Raw genomic sequence first — 19,865 nt, 5'->3', positions numbered from 1 at the left:
AACGGTCGGGGAAGACGAGCATGGACACCAGGGGCGCCACGGCGCCCCGCCAAGCGACAACGCTCCTACAACAACAACTCGAGCGCACCGCCATGTCCAAGACAGTCTCGCTCTCCCCCGGCGCGGTCCTGCCCCTCGCATCCTCCCTGCTGCTGAGTCTCGGCGCCGGGCTGGCCAGTCTGCCGGCCCAGGCCAACAACGGCGTCCGGTTGCCGGCCTATGGCGCCAAGGCCATGGGCATGGCCGGCGTTTCCATCGCCCTGCCACAGGATGCCGCCGCGTCCGCCAACAACCCCGCCGGCATGGCCTTGCTGGGCGATCGCTTCGACGCCGACCTGACCCTGTTGCGGGCGCCGATCCGCACCGAGGTCGGTAGCAACCACTACGCCGACAACGCAGTGGTGGCCGTGCCCACCGGCGGCTTCAACCGGGTCATCAACGCGGATCTAAGCGCCGGTCTCTCGGTGTTCGGCCAGGGCATCGCCCTGGACTACGGCGAACCGGTGTTCGGCAGCCACGACCTCAAGTCCAGCCTGCAGCAGGTGGTGCTGGCGCCCACCGTCACCTGGCGCCTGGCTCCCGGGCATTACCTGGGCTTCTCGCCGCGACTGGCCTACCAGCGCCTGGACATCGCCGGATTGGAAGGCTTCGGCTTCGCCAGTCCGGGGGCCGACAAGGCCTATGGCGGCGGCTTCGCCCTGGGCTACCAGGGTGCCCTGAGCGACCGCCTCAGCCTGGGCGTCAGCTACGCCAGCCCCCTATGGTTCCAGCGCCTGGAGCGCTATCGCGGCCTCTTGCCGGACGGTCGCCTGAATCTGCCGCAGCAGGCCGGTATTGGCCTGGCATTCAAGGCCACGCCCCAGCTGACCCTGGCCGCCGATGCCTTGTGGATCAACTGGTCTGGCGAGCGGGCCTATGGCAATCGCCTCACCGAGGGCGGTCCACTGGGCGCCAGCGACGGCCCCGGCTTCGGCTGGCGCGACCAGAAAATCCTGCGTTTCGGCGCCAGCTACGAGGTGAACGCGCAGTGGACGCTGCGCGCCGGCGCCTCCTTCTCCAATCACTTCATTCCCAGCAGCGAAGCCACCTTCGCCACCCTGGCCCCGCTGGCCCAGTACGACCACTACAGCCTCGGCGCCAGCTACCGGCTGGGCAACGGCTGGGAGGTCACCGGCAGCTATCTCTATGCGGTCAATGACCGGCTCAAAGGCAGCGGCGCCAGCCAGGGCATCACCGTCGGCACCGACGTTTCCTATCTCAATCTCGGCATTGGCTACCGCTTCTAGGAGGACGATCCCATGACCACCACCTACCTGCTGATCCATGGTTCCTGGCACGACGGTCGTGCCTGGGACGGCGTCGCCCAGGCCCTGCGCGCCCAGGGGGCCGAGGTGCATACCCCGACCCTGGCCGGCCACGGTCACGGCGCTGATCTGGCGGCCAGCCACGCCGATTGCGTGGACTCCCTGGTCGACTACGTACGCCGCCACGACCTGCGTGACGTGGTCGCCCTCGGCCACAGCTGGGGCGGCACCGTGCTGCAGAGTCTGGCCGAGATCGAGACCGCGCGGCTCAAGCGCCTGGTGTTCCACAACGCCTTCGTCCTGCGCGACGGCGAGGCGCTGTTCGACCTGGTGCCGCCGCACTACCAGGCTCTGTGGCGCCAGCTGGAGCAACCCGATGGCGGCCTCATGCTGCCCTTCCCGGTGTTCCGCGACGCCTTCATTGGCGACGCCAGCCTGGAACAGGCCCAGGCCGTCTACGCCGAGTACCTCACCCCGACCCCGGCGCGCAGTCACTTCGACGCCGTGCCGCTGAAGACCTTCGACGGCTTGCCGATCCCACGCAGCTGGCTCTATGCCCAGGACGACGTGGCCCTGCCACCCGGCCAGTACGGCTGGCATCCCCGCCTGAGCGAGCGCCTCGGCGGCTATCGCCTGGTGTCCCTGGCCGGTAGCCACGAGGTGCTCTTCACCCGGCCCAATGTCCTGGCCGAAGCCATCCACCTGGCCGGCCGCGACTAGCGGCGGGCCCTGCGCGAGGAAATCCCATGAACGCTCCCCTCAACGTCGCCATCGTCGGTGGCGGCATCGCCGGCGTCGGCCTGGCCCTCGGCCTGAAGGACGCCTCGCACCTCAAGGTCACCCTGTTCGAATCCGCGCCGGCCTTCGGCGAGATCGGCGCCGGGGTGTCCTTCGGCGCCAATGCCGTGCGGGCCCTGGCCGGGCTGGGCATGGCTGAGCCCTACCAGGCGCTCGCCGACCGCACCCCCGAGCCCTGGCAGGACGTCTGGTTCGAGTGGCGCCGAGGCAGCGACGCCAGCTACCTGGGCGCCACCCTGGCGCCGGGCGTCGGCCAGTCTTCCATCCACCGCGCCGATTTCCTCGACGCCCTGGCGCGCCGGCTGCCCGCGGGCCTGGCCGTGTTCGGCAAGCGTGCCTGCGGCCTGCACCAGGACGCCTCGGGCGTCACCCTGAGCTTCACCGACGGCAGTCGCCATCACTGCGATCTGGTGCTGGCCGCCGACGGCATCAAGTCCGGCCTGCGCGCGTCGGTCCTGGCCGGCCACGGCCTGAGCGACACGGGGCCGCGCTTCACCGGCAGCGTCGCCTATCGCGGTCTGGTGGAGCGCGAGCTGTTGCGCGAGCGCTTTCACGCCGCCGGACTCGACCAGCACCTGCTCGACGTACCGCAGATGTACCTGGCCCAGGACGGCCATATCCTCACCTTCCCCATCAAGCAGGGGCGGATCATCAATATCGTTGCCTTCCTCACCGCCCAGCCGCGCACCAGGGTCTGGCCGGTGGACCAGCCCTGGGTACGCGGTGCCAGTCGCGCCGAGGTGGGCGCGGCCTTCGCCGACTGGGGGCTGGCGGCCCGGACCCTGGTGGAGGCCATCGAAGCGCCGACGCTCTGGGCCCTGCACGACATCGAGGAACTGCCCTATTACGTGCACGGCCGCGCCGCGCTGCTCGGCGACGCCGCCCACGCCATGCTGCCGCACCAGGGCGCTGGGGCCGGCCAGGGCCTGGAAGATGCCTGGTTCCTGCGCGAACTGCTGGTCGATCCGCAGCTGACGCGGGGCAACCTCGACCAGGTGCTCCAGGCTTACCAGCGCTGGCGCCTGCCCCGCGCCTGCCATACCCAGCGCACCTCCTGGGAGGCCGGCGAACTCTACGAGTATCGCGACCGGGCAACCGGCCAGGACGACGCTCTGCTGGGGCAGACCTTGGCCAGGCGTTTTGACTGGCTGTGGCAGCACGACCTGCTGGCAGAGGTACGCGAAGCGCGAGACGGGCTGGGTTGGTCGCTACAGCCGGCCTGAGGAAGGCCGGGCTGAATGAAATCCGGTCGATTATCGGCCAGATCGCCGATAATCGAATTGTCAGTCTCTTGTGGTTGGGCTTAACGTCGGCGCAGTGGCGCACTACGCCGATAACAACAACACGAGCAGACCACCATGACGCAAATCCTCGACGCGGGCGCCGCGCCCCTGGCCGATCATCCGGCCACGGCCGTGGCCGGCACCCTTGACGTCCAGCAGTTCATCAATCGCCAGGCCCTCTCGGCCTATCAGTGGCGCATCGTCGCCCTGTGCTTCCTCATCGTCTTCCTCGATGGCCTCGACACCGCGGCCATGGGCTTCATCGCCCCGGCGCTGTCGGTGGACTGGGGGGTGCCGCGCGCCAGCCTGGGGCCGGTGATGAGCGCCGCCCTGGGCGGCATGGTGTTCGGCGCCCTCGGCTCCGGGCCGCTGGCCGACCGCTTCGGCCGCAAGGGCGTGCTGGTGGTGGCCACCTTTATCTTCGGCGGCTTCAGCCTGCTGTCGGCTTTCAGCGCCAACCTCGAGCAGCTGGTGATCCTGAGATTCCTCACCGGCCTGGGCCTCGGCGCGGCCATGCCCAATGCCACCACGCTACTCTCGGAATACACCCCCGAGCGCCTCAAGTCGCTGCTGGTGACCAGCATGTTCTGCGGCTTCAACCTGGGCATGGCCGGCGGCGGCTTCGTCTCGGCCTGGATGATCCCGGCCTACGGCTGGCACAGCCTGCTGGTGCTCGGTGGCGTGCTGCCGCTGGCCCTGGCGGTGGTCCTGCTGCTCTGGCTGCCGGAGTCGGCGCGCTATCTGGTGGTGCACGGCAAGAGCGCCGAGCGCATCCGCCGGGTGCTGGCGCCCATCGGCCGCGAGGCCGCCGAGTCGCGGCACTTCGTGGTGCCGGAGCAGAAATCGGTCAAGACCGGCAACGTCTTCGCAGTGATCTTCAACCGCAGCTACAGCGCCGGCACCCTGCTGCTGTGGCTGACCTACTTCATGGGCCTGGTGATCGTCTATCTGCTCACCAGCTGGCTGCCGACCCTGATGCGCGACGCCGGTGCCAGCCTGGAGCAGGCCGCCCTGATCGGTGCGCTGTTCCAGTTCGGCGGGGTGCTCAGCGCGGTCTTCGTCGGCTGGGCCATGGACAGATTCAATCCGCACAGGGTCATCGGGCTGTTCTATGCCCTGGCGGGTATCTTCGCCTACTGCGTCGGCCAGAGCCTGGGCCAGGTCGCCCTGGTCGCCACCCTGGTGCTGGTGGCCGGCATGTGCATCAATGGCGCCCAGTCGGCCATGCCCTCGCTGGCCGCACGCTACTACCCGACCCATGGCCGCGCCACCGGGGTGTCCTGGATGCTCGGCATCGGCCGCTTCGGCGCCATCACCGGCGCCTGGATGGGCGCGACCCTGCTGGGCCTGGGCTGGACCTTCACCCAGGTCCTCACCGCGTTGCTGCTGCCCGCTGCCTTGGCTGCCCTGGCGGTGCTGATCAAGGGCGTGGTCAGCCACGCCGACGCCACCTGAGCGCACGCTCATCGCCGGTGGCAGCGCTAGGCGAGGGCGCTGCCACCGCGTAAAGTTGCACCCTTCGATCGCTTGCCAGTTGCCCGCTCTAGAGCGGGCGCAGACGTCTCAAGGGCTTCCATGACAGGTTTTCTTCACGGCCGGCGGTGGGCCGTACGGCTGATAACGCTTATCGCTTGCCTTCTGATTGCGCCGGCCTTCGCCGAGACCCGCCAGGTGACGGACGTCCTCGGGCGCACGGTCACCCTCGCGGTCCCGGCCAAGCGGGTAGTGCTGGGTTTCAACTTCACCGACTACCTGGCGGTAGGGGGCGAGCAGGCCTTTGCGGCCGTAGTCGGCATCTCTCGCGGCGCCTGGGAGCGCAAGGTGCCTGGCACCTGGCGGGTGTACGTTGCCAAGCTACCGCCTCTGGCCGAGTTGCCCGATGTCGGCGAGGTGGAAAACAACAGCTTCTCCGTGGAGAAGGTGCTCGCCCTCAAGCCGGACCTGGTGGTGCTGGCCGCCTGGCAATTCCAGGCGCTGGACAGCGAGGTCAAGCGTCTCGAACAGCTGGGCATTCCGGTGGTGGCGATCGACTACAACGCCCAGACCCTTGAACGTCACCTGGCCTCCACCCGCCTGCTCGGTGTCATCACCGGCCAGGAGGCGCGGGCCGCCGAGCTGGCCGACGTCTATGCCAAGGCGGTCCAGGACATCCAGACCCGCCTCGCGGCGGCCCATAGGCCGAAGCCGCGGGTCTACGTCGAATTCGGCAACAAGGGCCCGGCCGAATACTCCTTCACCTATGGGCAGAACATGTGGGGCGCCATGGTGACCCTGGCCGGCGGCGACAACATCGCCGCACCCTTCGTGCAATGGTGGGGGGTGATGAATCCGGAGCAGGTGCTCATGGCACAGCCGCAGGTCATCTTCATCTCCGGCCGCGAGGACAACAGCAATCCCGCCGCGCTGCCCATGGGGCCAGGGGTCACCGCCGACGAGGCCCGCAGCCACCTGCGCGCCTTCATGCAGCGACCGGGCTGGGCCAATCTGCCGGCGATCCGCGATGGCCGCCTCTATGGCGTCTACCAGGGCGCCTCGCGCAGCCTGGAAGACTTCGCCATGCTGCAGTTCATCGCCAAACAGCTATATCCGGATCTGTTCCAGGATCTGGACCCCATGGCCAACTACCGGGAATTCTACCGGCGCTACCTGCCGATCCAGCCGCAGGGCACCTTCGCCGTGGGGCTGACGCCATGACCGCTCCCCTGATGTCCAGCCCGCCGGACGCCATCGCCGCGCAGCGCGCCCGCGAGCGCCGCCGCTGGCGGGCCTGCGCGGTGTTTCTCGCGTTGGCGCTGGTGGGCCTGGTGCTCGATATCGCCACCGGCCCGTCGCTGCTCTCGCCGCTGGAGGTGCTCAAGTCCCTGACCGGCCTGGGTGAGCGCCAGCCGATGACCGATGCCATCGTCCGCGACCTGCGCCTGCCCGTCGCCCTGATGGCCCTGGCGGTGGGCGCGGCGCTCGGTGCTGGCGGGGCGCAGATGCAGACGCTGCTCAACAATCCCATGGCCAGCCCCTATACCCTGGGCATGGCCGCCGCCGCCGGTTGCGGCGCCGCCCTGAGCCTGGCGCTGGGCAGCTTCGGCCTGGGTGCGCTGATCGGGGTGCCGCTGGGCGCCTTCGTCTTCGCCATGCTGGCCGCGCTGTTTCTCTTCGCCCTGGCCTCGCTCAAGCGCACCGGCAGCGACACCATCATCCTCGGCGGCATCGCCTTGCTGTTCCTCTTCCAGTCGTTGTTGTCGCTGGTGCAGTTCCTCTCCTCGCCGGAGTTGTCGCAGCAGATCCTGTTCTGGCTGTTCGGCAGCCTGGGGCGCGCCACCTGGACCACCCTGGCCATCGTCACCGGGGTGACCCTGCTCTGCTGTGGCCTGCTGCTGGGCGATGCCTGGAAGCTGGCTGCCCTGCGCCTGGGCGAGGCCCGCGCGGCCAGCCTGGGGGTGGACATCCGCCGCCTGCGCCTCAAGGTGCTGATCCTCGTGGCGGTGATGACCGCCACGGCGACCAGCTTCGTCGGGGTGATCGGCTTCGTCGGTCTGGTGGCGCCCCATATCGCCCGCTGGCAGGTGGGGGAGGATCAGCGCTTCCTGCTGCCGCTGTCGGCCATCTGCGGCGCCCTGATGCTGTCCTTCGCCTCGGTGCTGTCCAAGTCCATCCTGCCGGGCGCGCTGTTTCCGGTGGGCATCGTCACCGCCATCGTCGGGGTGCCCTTCCTGCTCTGGCTCATCTTCGCCCCACGCAGGTCCAGCCCATGATTCGCCTCCACGACCTCGCGCTGAAGCGTGGCGACCGTACCGTGATCGCCGGGCTGTCCACCGAACTGCACCCCGGCCAGGTCCATGTGATCCTGGGCCCCAACGGCACCGGCAAGACCACCTTGCTGCGCGCCCTGGCCGGTGACCTGCCGCTGGCCGCCGGCCGGATCGAACGGGGCGAGCGGCGGTTGGTGGCCGGCGCCTCGGCCCGTCGCCAAAGGGACGGCTGGCGCCAGGGGGTGGCCTATATGCCGCAGGATTCCCACGCCGAGGCGGCACTCTCGGTGCTGGAGACGGTGGCCATGGGCAGCCTGGAACGGCTGACCCTGCATCTGGACGATGACCTGCTGCGGCGCGCCCTGGGCAAGCTGGAGGAGGTGGGCATCGCCCACCTGGCCTCGCGCCAGCTGGGCGCCTTGAGTGGCGGGCAGCGGCAACTGGTGTTCTTCGCCCAAGTGTTGATGCGCGAGCCCGAGGTGATGCTGCTGGACGAACCGGTCAGCGCCCTGGACCTGCGGCACCAGATCAACCTGCTGGACCGGGTGCGCCACGAGACCCGCTTGCACGGCCGGGTGACCGTGGTGGTCTTGCACGACCTCAACCTGGCCTGCCAGTACGCCGATACGCTGCTGGTGCTGGTCGACGGGGGCCTGCTGGCCGCCGGACGCCCGGCGGCCATCGTCAGCGCCGATCTGCTGGAGGCCACCTATGGCGTGGCGGTGGACATCCTCCACGACCGGCAGGGCCGGCCGGTGGTCCAGCCGCTGGCGGGTCAGGCCTTCAACGAGGCCTGATTGGGCGAGCCATCAAGCGGCTCATGACGCGGGGCGCCTGGCTGTACGGCGGCCAGTAACCGGACTGGGCTGGCGCACGGATGCAGGAGCGGAATCAGCGGAGTTCGAGCACGGCACCCGCCCGCCCGGCGGACGCGTGCCGTCTCATCGTGTTGCTTTTAGAAGGTGTAGGTGAAGCCCGCCTGCACCGTGCGCGGTTCGCCCGGATAGCTGTAGGCGTTCCAGGAGCTCTCGTCGTAGCCCTTGTTGAAGACGTTGCGCACGTCCAGGTTCAGCCGCAGGTGCTCGTCGACCTGGTAGAAGCTCAGCAGGTCGGTGACCGTGTAGCTGTCCATCGTGTAATCGCTGACCGCGGTCTTCTGGCCTTCGCGCTCGCCCACGTACTTGACGTTGGCGCCCAGCCCCAGGCCGCGTAGCACGCCTTCGTGGAATTCGTAGACGTTGAGCAGGTTGACGGCGTTGCGCGGGATGTTGGTCAGGCGGGTGCCGCGCGGCAGGCTGTTGTCCTTGGTCACCTCGGCGTCGGTGAAGGCGTAGCCGCCGAGGATGCGCCAGTTGGCCGTCAAGTCGCCGGCGACGTTGAGTTCGAAACCGCGGCTGCGCACCTCGCCGGCAGCGACGTTGAAGTTCGGATCGACCGGGTCCAGGGTCAGGACGTTTTCCTTGACCGTGTGGAAGATCGCCGCGTCGACGCTGAGCCGACCGCCCAGCGCCGCCCACTTCAGGCCCAGCTCGTAGGCCTTGCCTTCCTCGGGGTCGAAGCCGCCGCCCAGGCGCGCCGCGCCGGTGTTGGGCTTGAACGACTTGGAGGCGCTGGCATAGAGCGCCAGGTCCGGGGTCAGGTCATAGCTGGCCCCCAGACGCGGGGTGACGGCGGTGTCCTCGTTGGTCCAGCTCTGGCCGCCGGCGACGAAGTTGTCGTAGTCGTGCTCGAAGCGCTCCAGGCGCAGGCCACCCAGCAGCTTGAGTCGGTCGGTGACCTTGAGTTGGTCCTGCACGAAGGCGGCCCAGCTCTTGAGGGTCTCGTGGTCGTGGGTCGGCGTGCGGGTCAGCGCCGGGCGCGGCTGGCCGAGCACCGGGTCGACCAGGTTGACCGTATAGACCCCGGCGCCACCGGCGGAGCGCTGGATGATGGAGCGGTAGTCGTAGTCTTCCACCTCCACCCCGGTGATCAGGGTATGGCCGAGGCCGAAGGTGTCGAAGTGGCCGGTCAGGTTCAGTTGCAGGTCGCGGTCGCTCCACTCCAGCTTGCGGTAGCTGAAGTTGCGCCCGAGGATCACGCCGTTGGCCTGCACGCCGTTGGCTTCCACGGCATTGCCCTTGAGGCTGCCATCCAGGTACTGGAAGCCGCCGGCCAGGGTCCAGGCGTCGCTGAGCTGATGCTCGAAGCGCAGCTGATAGGTCTGGTTGTCGTTGTGCAGCAGGTTGGTGGTGCCCTTTTCCCAGGCGTTGGTGGAGCGACTGGCCTCGGCGCGCTGGGCCAGGTAGTTGGTCCGGCCCCGATCCAGCGGCGCGTTGTTGCGGATGAGGTCGGCTTCGAAGGTGATGAGGGTGGCGTCGGTGGCCTGCCAGCTCAGCACCGGGGCGACCTCATAGCGCTCGTGCTGCACATCGTCGCGGAAGCTGTCGCCGCCTTCGGCGACCAGGTTGAGGCGATAGGCCAGGCGACCGTCGTCGTCGACCGGGCCGGTGGTGTCCAGGGTGCCGCGCCTCAGGCCCTGGTCGGTGAACTGGCTGCCGAGGGTGGTCTTGCGTTCGCCCAAGGGCTGCTTGGTGACGACGTTGAAGGTACCGCCCGGATCGCTGCGGCCATAGAGGGTCGCCGCCGGGCCACGCAGGACCTCGACCCGCTCCAGGGTGGCGGCGTCCGGCGCGTTGGGATAGCCACGGTTCATGGGGAAACCGTTGCGGAAGTACTCGGAGCTGGTGAAGCCGCGCACCGTGTAGCTGGTCAGGCCCTGGCCACCGAAGTTGTTGCCGCGGCCCACGCCACCGGCCTGGTCCAGCGCCTGTTGCAGGCGGGTGGCGGAGAGGTCGTCGAGGGCCTCGCGCGAGACCACGCTGACCGATTGCGGCGTTTCATGCAGCGGGGTGTCGGTGCGGGTGGCACTGCTGGAGCGTTCCGCGCGATATCCCTGCACCGGTCCGGTAGCCGATTCGGCGGTCCCGGTGACGGTGAGATCGGACAACACCTGGGGCGCTTCGTCCGCCGTCTGGGCGAAGCCATGGAGGGGCAGGGCGCAAAGGGGAAGCAGGGACAGAGCAGGGACCAGCCGGCGCATTTATCATCGTCCTGGAGTTCGGGGAGGCGGATTCTAGAGCGGTTTACAAAGTGGATACAACTGAGTGTCGTTACCACTTGCGAGGTATTTCGGTTTGCTGGTCGGATGCCTGGAAGGTGGCTCCTGCAGCGCCTCGCGCGTCCCTCGCGGACTGGTAGTCCCGCCGCGCCCCGGCCATTTCGCGTAGCATGCCGATCCCCTTGTGCCAGCGACCGTCCATGAACAACTCCACCCTCGCCCAGCTCGCCGATCTGCTCACCTCCGCGCTCGCGGCGCCGCCGACCGAGGCGCGTCGCCTGATCCATGGTCGGGGCCGACGGCTGCCGGGGCTCGAGCAGCTCACCGTCGACTGGCTGGAAGGCGTGGTGCGGGTGGGCCTGTTCCGTGAGCTGCCCGCGGACGAGCTGGCGGCCCTGCGCTCGACGCTGATGGCCCTGGCCGACAGCTCCGCCTGGATAGCCAGCGGCGCGAAGAGCCTGCTGCTGCAGCATCGCTATCGTCTCGACGCCGCCAGCGAGGCCCTGATCGGTGCACCGGTGGGCGAGCACGTCATCCACGAGGACGGCCTGAAATTTGGCCTGGATCTCTCCCGCCACCAGAACATGGGGCTGTTCCTCGACATGCGCCTGGGTCGGCGCTGGGTGCGCGAGCAGGCGGCCGGACGGCGGGTGCTCAATCTCTTCGCCTATACCTGCGGCTTCTCGGTGGCGGCCCTGGCCGGCGGCGCCGCGCGGGTGGTCAACCTGGACATGGCCCGGGGGCCCCTGACCCGTGGCCGCGAGAACCATCGCCTCAACGGCCATGACCTGAGCCAGGTCAGCTTCCTCGGCCACGAGCTGTTCAAGTCCTGGGGCAAGGTGCGCAAGCTGGGCCCCTACGACCTGGTGATCGTCGATCCGCCCAGCTTCCAGCAGGGCAGCTTCGCCCTGACCAAGGACTACGCTCGCATCCTGCGCCGGCTGCCGGAGCTGCTCGCCCCGGGCGGCCGGGTGCTCGCCTGCGTCAACGACCCCGGCGTGGGCGCGGACTTCCTCATCGCCGGCATGGCCGAGGAAGCGCCCGGGCTGGCCTTCGTCGAGCGCCTGGCCAATCCCCCGGAATTCGCCGACGAGGACCCGGAGGGCGGCCTCAAGGTCCTGGTGTTCCAGCAGGAACAAGCGTCGTAGGTTGGGTTGAGCGCAGCGAAGCCCAACGGTGCCCGGGTTCGGCTCTGGCTCGTTGGGCTTCGACGATGAAGCCGTCTCAGCCCAACCTATGAGTCCGCCCGTAGGTTGGGTTGAGCGCAGCGAAGCCCAACGATGCCCGGGCTCGACCCCGTCTTGTTGGGCTTCGACGATAAAGCCGTCTCAACCCAACCTACGAATCCGCCCGTAAGCTTGGGTTGAGCGCAGCGAAGCCCAACGGTGCTCGCTGCTCAGGCCACGCGTGTTGGGCTTCGACGATGAAGCCGTCTCAGCCCAACCTACGAATCCGCCCGTAGGTTGGGTTGAGCGCAGCGAAGCCCAACGGTGCCCGGGTTCGGCTCTGGCTCGTTGGGCTTCGACGATAAAGCCGTCTCAACCCAACCTACGAATCCGCCCGTAGCTTGGGTTGAGCGCAGCGAAGCCTAACGGTGCTCGCTGCTCAGGCCACGCGTGTTGGGCTTCGACGATAAAGCTGTCTCAACCCAACCTACGTCCGGCCTCAACCCTGCTTCGGCAATCGCCGGTAGAGTTGCTCAACCTTTTCCCGTGCCCAGGGCGTGCGGCGCAGGAAGGTCAGGCTGGATTTGAGGCTGGGTTCGTGGGTGAAGCAGCGCAGCGGGATGCGGCGACCGAGTTCTTCCCAGCCGTGATGGTCCACCAGGCGGGTGAGCAGGGCTTCGAGGGTGACGCCTTCGAGGGCGGGGCGGGCTTTGTCGGGCATCTGTCGGTTCCTGTCACGGGTGGCGCAGTGTAGCCGTTGCCGCGACCCATCGCGCGCTACTGTGGTCGATAGCCTGCTGAGCAATGTCGTTCGATAATCGAACTGTTAGTCGATTATCGGATTGTCCGAGGCGTCGGGGCTTTGTAGTCTGACCCCAGACCGCCGCACCGGGCGGCGCCGATAACAAAGACGCGAGTCGACAATCCATGGCCCAGATCCTGTCCCTGAGCGAAGCCATCCAGCGCTTCGTCCACGATGGCGAGACCGTCGCCCTCGAAGGCTTCACCCATCTCATCCCGACCGCCGCCGCCCACGAGTTGATCCGCCAGAACCGGCGTGATCTGACCCTGGTGCGCATGACCCCCGACCTGGTCTACGACCTGCTGATCGGCGCCGGCTGTGCCAAGCGGCTGATCTTCTCCTGGGGTGGCAACCCCGGCGTCGGCTCGCTGCACCGGCTGCGCGATGCGGTGGAGAAGGGCTGGCCGCACAAGCTGGAGATTTCCGAGCACAGCCACGCGGCCCTGGCCAATGCCTATGTCGCCGGCGCCTCCAACCTGCCGTTCGCCGTGCTGCGGGGCTACCAGGGCTCGGACCTGGCCAAGGTCAATCCGGACATCAAGTTCATCGCCTGCCCCTTCACCGGCGAGCAGCTCGCGGCGGTGCCCAGCGTGCGCCCCGACGTCACCGTCATCCACGCGCAGAAGGCCGACCGCCAGGGCAACGTGCTGATCCAGGGCATCCTCGGCGTGCAGAAGGAAGCCGCCCTGGCCGCCCAGCGCTGCATCGTCACCGTGGAAGAGATCGTCGACGACCTCCAGGCGCCGATGAATGCCTGCGTGCTGCCGACCTGGGCCCTGAGCGCCGTCTGCGTGGTGCCGGGCGGGGCGCATCCGTCCTATGCCCACGGCTACTACGAGCGCGACAACCGCTTCTACCAAGCCTGGGATCCGATCGCCCGCGATCGCGATACCTTCACCCAGTGGATCGACACCTACATCCGCGGTACCGCGGACTTCGCCGCCTTCCAGGCGAAGCTGGCTGCGGAGGCCTGAATCATGAGCGACTTCACCACCAATGAAATGATGACCGTGGCCGCCGCGCGCCGCCTCGGCAATGGCAGCGTCTGCTTCGTCGGCATCGGCCTGCCGTCCACCGCGGCGAACCTCGCGCGCCTGACCCACGCGCCGGACGTGGTGCTGATCTACGAATCCGGCCCCATCGGCGCCAAACCCACGGTACTGCCCCTGTCCATCGGCGATGGTGAGCTGGCCGAGACCGCCGACACCGTGGTGCCCACCGGTGAGATCTTCCGCTACTGGCTGCAGGGCGGGCGCATCGACGTCGGCTTCCTCGGCGCGGCCCAGGTCGACCGCTTCGGCAACATCAACACCACGGTGATCGGCGACTACCACCAGCCCAAGGTGCGCCTGCCCGGCGCCGGCGGCGCCCCGGAGATCGCCGGCTCGGCCAAGGAGGTGCTGATCATCCTCAAGCAATCGCACCGCAGCTTCGTCGACAAGCTGGCCTTCATCACCTCGGTGGGCTTCGGCGAGGGCGGTGATCACCGCCAGCAACTGGGCCTGCCGGGCAAGGGCCCGACCGCCATCATCACCGACCTCTGCATCATGGAGCCGGAAGCCGGCACGAACGAATTCGTGGTGACCGCCCTGCATCCCGGGGTGACCCGCGAGCAGGTGGTGGCCGCCACCGGCTGGGCCATCCGCTTCGCCGACCAGGTCGCCACCACCGAGGCGCCCACCGCCATCGAACTCGACGCCCTGCGCGATCTGCAGGCGCGCACGGCGGCGGCTCACGGTGGCCAGAAGGGAGGTGAGGAATGAGTCGCGCCGTCTATATCTGCGACGCCGTCCGCACGCCCATCGGCCGGCTCAACGGCGGTCTTTCCGCAGTGCGGGCCGACGACCTGGCGGCCATCCCGCTCAAGGCGCTGCAGGAGCGCAATCCGCAGGTGGACTGGTCCGCCGTGGACGAGGTGTTCATGGGCTGCGCCAACCAGGCCGGCGAAGACAATCGCAACGTGGCACGCATGGCGGTGCTGCTCTCGGGGCTGCCGGAAACCGTACCCGGCGTGACCCTGAATCGCCTCTGCGCCTCGGGCATGGAAGCGGTGGGCCAGGCCTACCGCGCCATCGCCCTCGGCGAGATGGACCTGGTGATCGCCGCCGGGGTGGAATCCATGACCCGTGCGCCCTATGTGATGGGCAAGGCCGACAGCGCCTTCGGTCGCGGCCAGAAACTGGAAGACACCACCCTGGGCTGGCGCTTCGTCAATCCGGCGCTGAAGGAAGCCTATGGCGTCGACAGCATGCCGGTCACCGGGGACAACGTTGCCGCCGACTATGGCGTCAGCCGCGCCGACCAGGACGCCTTCGGCCTGCGCAGCCAGCAACGCGCCGCCGCGGCCCAGGAGTCCGGTTACTACGCCGAGGAAATCGTCCCGGTGACCATCAAGGGCAAGAAGGGCGACGTGGTGGTGGCCCAGGACGAGCATCCGCGCCCGGACACCACCGCCGAGGGCCTGGCCAAGCTCAAGCCGGTCAACGGCCCGGACCAGACCGTGACCGCCGGCAATGCCTCGGGCCTCAACGACGGTGCCTCGGCCATCATCCTGGCCTCGGCGGAGGCCGTGAAGAAACATGGCCTGACCCCGCGCGCCAAGGTGCTTGGCATGGCCAGCGGTGGCGTGGCGCCGCGCATCATGGGCGTCGGCCCGACCCCGGCGGTGCGCAAGCTGCTCAAGCACCTGGACCTCTCCATCGACGCCTTCGACGTCATCGAACTCAACGAAGCCTTCGCCGCCCAGGGCCTGGCAGTCCTGCGCGAGCTGGGCGTGGCCGACGACAGTCCCAAGGTCAATCCCAACGGCGGCGCCATCGCCCTGGGCCATCCCCTGGGCATGAGCGGTAACCGCCTGGTGCTCACCGCGGTGCACCACCTGGAGAAGACCGGCGGCCGCCTGGGGCTCGCCACCATGTGCGTGGGCGTCGGCCAGGGGCTGGCGCTGGCGGTGGAGCGGGTGGATTCGATCTAGTTTTTTATGTTCCGGTTTGATCGCGGCCATGGGCCGCTCCTACGAAAGCTCGATGTACCTGTAGGAGCGGCCCATGGCCGCGATGGCCAGAGCTGATCGTAGAGCCCGTGTTCGAGCAAATCACCCGAACCTCATCCACCCCATGCCCACACCCCCCTGTAACCGCGTGTGTCTCTCCTGGTCCGATGGCGGTAGGCTGTCTCTCGTCCATCCATACCTATAATTAAGGATCTCCATGAGCACTCACCCGCACTACAGCTTCGAGGAGCGCAAGAAGCGCATCTTCGCCATCGTTGGCGCCTCGTCCGGCAACCTGGTGGAATGGTTCGACTTCTACGTCTACGCCTTCTGCTCCATCTACTTCGCCGCCGCCTTCTTTCCCAAGAGCGATCCCACCGTCCAGTTGCTGAGCACCGCCGGGGTGTTCGCCGCGGGCTTCCTGATGCGGCCCCTGGGTGGCTGGATTTTCGGGCGCATCGCCGACAAGTACGGCCGGCGCACCTCCATGGTCATCTCCATCTTGATGATGGGCGCCGGCTCCCTGGCCATCGCCTGCCTGCCCACCTACGCCAGCATCGGCGTCGCGGCGCCGGCCCTGCTGCTGCTCGCGCGACTGCTGCAGGGCATCTCGGTCGGCGGTGAATACGGCACCACCGCCACCTACATGAGCGAGGTGGCCCTGCGCGGCCAGCGCGGCTTCTTCGCCTCCTTCCAGTACGTTACCCTGATCGGCGGCCAGTTGCTGGCAGTGCTGGTGGTGGTGATCCTGCAGCAGGTGCTCAGCGACGCCGACCTGCGCGCCTGGGGCTGGCGGATTCCCTTCGTGGTCGGCGCCGTCGCCGCGGTGATCTCGCTGTTCCTGCGTCGCTCGCTGGAAGAAACCACCACCGCCGAGACCCGCGCCAACAAGGAAGCCGGCACCCTGAGCGGGCTGTTCAGGAACCACAAGGCGGCCTTCTTCACCGTACTCGGCTACACCGCCGGCGGTTCGCTGATCTTCTATACCTTCACCACCTACATGCAGAAGTACCTGGTCAACACCAGCGGCATGGACGCCAAGACCGCCAGTGCCGTGATGACCTGTGCCCTGCTGGTGTTCATGCTGATGCAGCCACTGTTCGGCATGCTCTCCGACCGCATCGGTCGCCGTGCCTCCATGCTGCTGTTCGGTGGCCTGGGCACGGTCTGCACCTGGCCGATCCTCACGGCGCTGGCCAGCGTCCAGAGTCCCTTCGTGGCCTTCCTGCTGATCTGCCTGGCCATGGCCATCATCAGCCTCTACACCTCCATCAGCGGCCTGGTGAAGGCGGAGATGTTCCCGCCCGAGGTGCGCGCCCTGGGCGTGGGCCTGTCCTATGCGGTGGCCAACGCGGTCTTCGGCGGCTCGGCGGAGTTCGTCGCCCTGAGCTTCAAGACCCAGGGGCACGAGGAAGTCTTCTACATCTACGTCTCGGTGATGCTGGCGGTAGCCTTCCTGGTCAGCCTGCGGCTGCCGCGACAGGCTGCCTACCTGCATCACGACCACTAAGTCCAAGGAGTCCCCATGTCCAATCTGCTGTTCGACGCCTACTTCACCAACGCCGCCATGCGTGAGGTGTTCTGCGATCGGGGTCGACTGCAGGGCATGCTGGACTTCGAGGCGGCCCTGGCCCGTGCCGAGGCGGCGGTGGGGGTGATCCCCCAGACGGCGGTGGCGCCCATCGCCGCCGCCTGCCGCGCCGAGCTGTATGACGCCGCCGAACTGGCCCGGGCGGTGGTCAGCGCCGGCAATTCCGCCATTCCCCTGGTCAAGGCCCTGGGCCGGCAGATCGCCGGCCAGGACCCCGAGGCCGAACGCCATGTGCACCGCGGCGCCACCAGCCAGGACGCCATGGACAGTGGCCTGGTATTGCAGATTCGCCAGGCGCTGGATCTCCTGGATGCCGACCTGGCGGCCCTGGCCGAGGCCCTCGCGGCCCAGGCCGAGCGCCATGCCGGCACCGTGCTGGCCGGCCGTACCTGGCTGCAACACGCAACGCCGGTGACCCTGGGCATGAAGCTGGCCGGGGTACTGGGCGCCATCACCCGGCAGCGCCAGCGCCTGGCCGAGTTGCGGCCGCGGGTGCTGGTGCTGCAGTTCGGTGGCGCCTCCGGCAGCCTGGCTGCCCTGGGCGAGCAGGCCCTGCCGGTGGCCGAGGCCTTGGCTCACGAGCTGCAGCTGAGCCTGCCGGAGCAGCCCTGGCATACCCAGCGCGACCGTCTCGTCGAGGTCGGCGCCTGGCTCGGCCTGGTGGCCGGCAGCCTGGGCAAGCTGGGGCGCGATCTGTCGCTGCTGATGCAGACCGAGGCCGCCGAGGTGTTCGAGCCCTCGGCGCCGGGCAAGGGGGGATCGTCCACCATGCCGCACAAGCGCAATCCGGTCGGCGCCGCGGTGCTGATCGCCGCTGCCACCCGCGCGCCGGGACTGGTCAGCACGCTGTTTTCCGCCATGCCCCAGGAGCACGAGCGCAGCCTGGGACTCTGGCACGCCGAGTGGGAAACCCTGCCGGAGCTGTTCTGCCTGGTCTCCGGTGCCCTGCAGCAGGCACAGACCATCGTCACCGGGCTGGAGGTCGATGCCGCGCGCATGCAGGCCAATCTGGAACTGACTCACGGGCTGGTGCTGGCCGAGGCGGTGAGCATCGCCCTGGCCGGCCGCCTGGGTCGCGAGGCCGCCCACCACCTGGTGGAGCAGAGCTGCAAGCGCGCTGTCCAGGAGGGTCGCCATCTGCGTCTGGTGCTCGGCGATACCCCCGAGGTCACCGCCGAACTCTCCAGCGTCGAGCTGGATCGCCTGCTGGACCCCGCCCATTACCACGGCCAGGCCCGGGCCTGGGTGGCCCGCGCCCTGGCCGAACACCGCTCCCTGCTTGCCCATTCCTAAACCAGAGGACTGCCTGATGCCCAGCGTACGTCTCGCCGATGGCGACCTGAATTACCGGCTGGAGGGCCTCGAGGGCGCTCCGGTGCTGATCCTGTCCAACTCCCTGGGCACCAACCTGGCCATGTGGGATGACCAGGCCGCGGCCTTCAGCGAGAGATTCCGCCTGCTGCGCTACGACACCCGCGGCCACGGCGCTTCCCTGGTGACGCCCGGCCCCTATCGCATGGACCAGAACGGCCGCGATGTCCTGGCCCTGGCCGATGCCCTGGGTATCGAGCAATTCGCCTTCTGCGGCCTGTCCATGGGTGGCTCCATCGGCCAGTGGCTGGGCATCAACGCTCCCGAGCGGGTCACCCGCCTGGTGCTGTGCAACACCGGCGCCAAGATCGGTACCCCCGAGGTGTGGAACACCCGCATCCAGACCGTCGAAGCCGGCGGCGAGCAGGCCATGCGCGACCTGCGCGACGCCTCCATCGGTCGCTGGTTCACCCCCGACTTCGCCAGTGCCGAACCGCAGAAGGTCGACCGCATCGTCGCCATGCTCGCCAATACCTCTCCCCAGGGCTATGCGGCCAACTGCGCGGCGGTGCGTGACGCCGACTTCCGCGAGGTGCTGGATGCCATCCGTGCCCCGACGCTGATCGTCGCCGGCACCCACGACGCCGTGACCACCCCCGCCGACGGCCGCTTCCTGCAGGAGCGCATCCCCGGCGCCGAGTACGTCGAGTTCCCCGCCGCCCACCTGTCCAACGTGCAGATGGGCGACGCCTTCACCCAGCGCGTGCTGGCCTTCCTCAGCGCCTAAAGGAGTCGATCGTGGACGAAAGAGAACGTTACGAGGCCGGCATGCAGGTCCGCCGCGCGGTGCTGGGCGATGCCCACGTCGACCGCAGCCTGGAAAAGCTGACGCCCTTCAACGAAGAATTCCAGGAGATGATCACCCGCCACGCCTGGGGCGACATCTGGACCCGCCCAGGCCTGCCACGGCACACCCGCAGCCTGATCACCATCGCCATGCTGATCGGCATGAACCGCGAGGGCGAACTGCGCCTGCACCTGCGCGCCGCGCGCAACAACGGGGTGACGCGGGAGGAGCTCAAGGAGCTGATCATGCAGAGCGCCATCTACTGTGGCATTCCGGCGGCCAATGCCACCTTCCATCTGGCGGAGGCGGTGTGGGATGAGTTGGGGGTGGAGTCGTTGGAGGGGTGAGTACGCCCCTCAGTCGCCCCCTTGAATGGCGCCCGCTGGAGTGATCTGGTGGGCGTCGTTGTTTTGGGCGGGCGTAGGTTGGGTTGAGCGTTAGCGAAGCCCAACGTTGCAGGGCGCCACTTTGCACCTTGGGTGTTGTGGGTTCCTGGGCTGGTTATCGAGTGCTTTGAAGGTTTTTGTTTCGCCCACCCGGGCGAGTCACTTTTGCCAGTCGCGGCTGCGCGCCCCGGACTACGCGTCCCGAACAAAAGTAACCAAAAACGCTTGCCCCGACCATCCGGCCCTGCGCTGCGGGTAACTTGCGTTGCTCGCCCTTCGGGCCAGCCTACGGCTATTACTTCGCTACGCTACGTTTCGCTCACGCCAGCGCCGTTCCGGGGTCGGTCCAGATGGGCCGTCCATGGCCCACTGGACCTCTCGCCGCATTCCTGCGGCTCGACCCGCTCCAAGACACTGGCACTCGCCCTGCTGAACGGGGCGATTCGCTAGCCTGAAAGTGTTGGTTGAATAACCCGTAACCCGTAACCCGTAACCCGTAACCCGTAACCCGTAACCCGTAACCCGTAACCCGTAACCCGTAA

At 68.2% G+C, this 19,865-nt stretch carries 17 protein-coding genes; 15 read left to right on the top strand and 2 right to left on the bottom strand.

All coding sequences use genetic code 11. The annotated features are described in order from the left end of the window. Nucleotides 1–92: 92 nt before the first annotated feature. The 7 genes from FSV73_RS22590 to FSV73_RS22560 all read left to right on the top strand — a co-directional run bounded on the left by FSV73_RS22590 (nt 93) and on the right by FSV73_RS22560 (nt 7,928). Nucleotides 93–1,286 carry an OmpP1/FadL family transporter gene (locus FSV73_RS22590; protein ID WP_145011817.1) on the top strand — a complete coding sequence of 398 codons (1,194 nt, stop codon included), beginning with the start codon at nt 93–95 and terminating at the stop codon, nt 1,284–1,286. Nucleotides 1,287–1,298: 12 nt separating this feature from the next. Next, nucleotides 1,299–2,024 carry an alpha/beta fold hydrolase gene (locus FSV73_RS22585; RefSeq protein WP_145011814.1) on the top strand — a complete coding sequence of 242 codons (726 nt, stop codon included), beginning with the start codon at nt 1,299–1,301 and terminating at the stop codon, nt 2,022–2,024. A 26-nt stretch (nt 2,025–2,050) separates the two neighbouring features. Further along, nucleotides 2,051–3,325, top strand: coding sequence for a salicylate 1-monooxygenase (gene salA, locus FSV73_RS22580; protein ID WP_145011811.1), 1,275 nt, complete (start codon nt 2,051–2,053; stop codon nt 3,323–3,325). A gap of 135 nt (nt 3,326–3,460) precedes the next feature. After that, entirely contained in the window at nt 3,461–4,840 is a 1,380-nt protein-coding gene (locus tag FSV73_RS22575) for an MFS transporter (RefSeq protein ID WP_145011808.1), read from the top strand. 216 nt (nt 4,841–5,056) lie between these two features. Beyond that, nucleotides 5,057–6,079 (top strand): ABC transporter substrate-binding protein, encoded by a 1,023-nt coding sequence (locus FSV73_RS22570; protein ID WP_260856144.1) that lies wholly within the window; start codon nt 5,057–5,059, stop codon nt 6,077–6,079. Next, entirely contained in the window at nt 6,076–7,134 is a 1,059-nt protein-coding gene (locus FSV73_RS22565) for a FecCD family ABC transporter permease (protein WP_145011802.1), read from the top strand. Before FSV73_RS22570 ends, FSV73_RS22565 begins: the two co-directional genes overlap by 4 nt. Next, a complete protein-coding gene (locus tag FSV73_RS22560; RefSeq protein WP_145011799.1) occupies nt 7,131–7,928 on the top strand; it encodes an ABC transporter ATP-binding protein in 798 nt (265 codons plus the stop codon). The genes FSV73_RS22565 and FSV73_RS22560 overlap by 4 nt, the downstream gene beginning before the upstream one ends. Before the next feature lie 158 nt (nt 7,929–8,086). Here FSV73_RS22560 and FSV73_RS22555 read toward each other — a convergent pair whose 3' ends face one another. Then, nucleotides 8,087–10,210 (bottom strand): TonB-dependent siderophore receptor, encoded by a 2,124-nt coding sequence (locus tag FSV73_RS22555; protein ID WP_145011796.1) that lies wholly within the window; start codon nt 10,208–10,210, stop codon nt 8,087–8,089. 218 nt (nt 10,211–10,428) lie between these two features. On the opposite strand from FSV73_RS22555, the gene FSV73_RS22550 reads away from it, so the two are divergent. Then, nucleotides 10,429–11,376 (top strand): class I SAM-dependent methyltransferase, encoded by a 948-nt coding sequence (locus FSV73_RS22550; RefSeq protein ID WP_145011791.1) that lies wholly within the window; start codon nt 10,429–10,431, stop codon nt 11,374–11,376. Between the two features lie 517 nt (nt 11,377–11,893). On the opposite strand, the gene FSV73_RS22545 is transcribed toward FSV73_RS22550, so the two are convergent. Then, nucleotides 11,894–12,115, bottom strand: a complete 222-nt coding sequence (locus tag FSV73_RS22545) for a VF530 family DNA-binding protein (protein WP_145011788.1) — start codon at nt 12,113–12,115, stop codon at nt 11,894–11,896. 206 nt (nt 12,116–12,321) lie between these two features. Here FSV73_RS22545 and FSV73_RS22540 point away from each other — a divergent pair, with 206 nt between their 5' ends. The 7 genes from FSV73_RS22540 (at nt 12,322) to pcaC (ending at nt 19,284) form a co-directional block, all read left to right on the top strand. Then, the gene (locus FSV73_RS22540; protein WP_017642962.1) at nt 12,322–13,170 is read left to right on the top strand and encodes a CoA transferase subunit A; all 849 of its coding nucleotides are present in this window, start codon (nt 12,322–12,324) and stop codon (nt 13,168–13,170) included. A 3-nt stretch (nt 13,171–13,173) separates the two neighbouring features. Next, nucleotides 13,174–13,959: a CoA-transferase subunit beta gene (locus tag FSV73_RS22535; RefSeq protein WP_145011785.1), complete on the top strand. Its 786-nt coding sequence runs from the start codon at nt 13,174–13,176 to the stop codon at nt 13,957–13,959. Further along, the gene (gene pcaF / locus FSV73_RS22530) at nt 13,956–15,170 is read left to right on the top strand and encodes a 3-oxoadipyl-CoA thiolase (RefSeq protein WP_145011782.1); all 1,215 of its coding nucleotides are present in this window, start codon (nt 13,956–13,958) and stop codon (nt 15,168–15,170) included. Before FSV73_RS22535 ends, pcaF begins: the two co-directional genes overlap by 4 nt. Before the next feature lie 235 nt (nt 15,171–15,405). Then, nucleotides 15,406–16,698 carry an MFS family transporter gene (locus tag FSV73_RS22525; RefSeq protein ID WP_145011779.1) on the top strand — a complete coding sequence of 431 codons (1,293 nt, stop codon included), beginning with the start codon at nt 15,406–15,408 and terminating at the stop codon, nt 16,696–16,698. A gap of 15 nt (nt 16,699–16,713) precedes the next feature. Then, complete coding sequence (locus FSV73_RS22520) at nt 16,714–18,072, top strand: 3-carboxy-cis,cis-muconate cycloisomerase (RefSeq protein WP_145011776.1); 1,359 nt, start codon at nt 16,714–16,716, stop codon at nt 18,070–18,072. A gap of 16 nt (nt 18,073–18,088) precedes the next feature. After that, nucleotides 18,089–18,877 (top strand): 3-oxoadipate enol-lactonase, encoded by a 789-nt coding sequence (gene pcaD, locus FSV73_RS22515; protein WP_145011773.1) that lies wholly within the window; start codon nt 18,089–18,091, stop codon nt 18,875–18,877. An 11-nt stretch (nt 18,878–18,888) separates the two neighbouring features. Continuing rightward, nucleotides 18,889–19,284 carry a 4-carboxymuconolactone decarboxylase gene (gene pcaC / locus FSV73_RS22510; RefSeq protein WP_145011770.1) on the top strand — a complete coding sequence of 132 codons (396 nt, stop codon included), beginning with the start codon at nt 18,889–18,891 and terminating at the stop codon, nt 19,282–19,284. Nucleotides 19,285–19,865: the final 581 nt, after the last annotated feature.

It is taken from the genome of Pseudomonas oryzihabitans (genome assembly GCF_007665395.1).
In the GTDB taxonomy this organism is placed as follows: Bacteria; Pseudomonadota; Gammaproteobacteria; order Pseudomonadales; family Pseudomonadaceae; genus Chryseomonas; species Chryseomonas psychrotolerans_C.
This window is presented reverse-complemented; position numbering and strand designations above follow the sequence as displayed.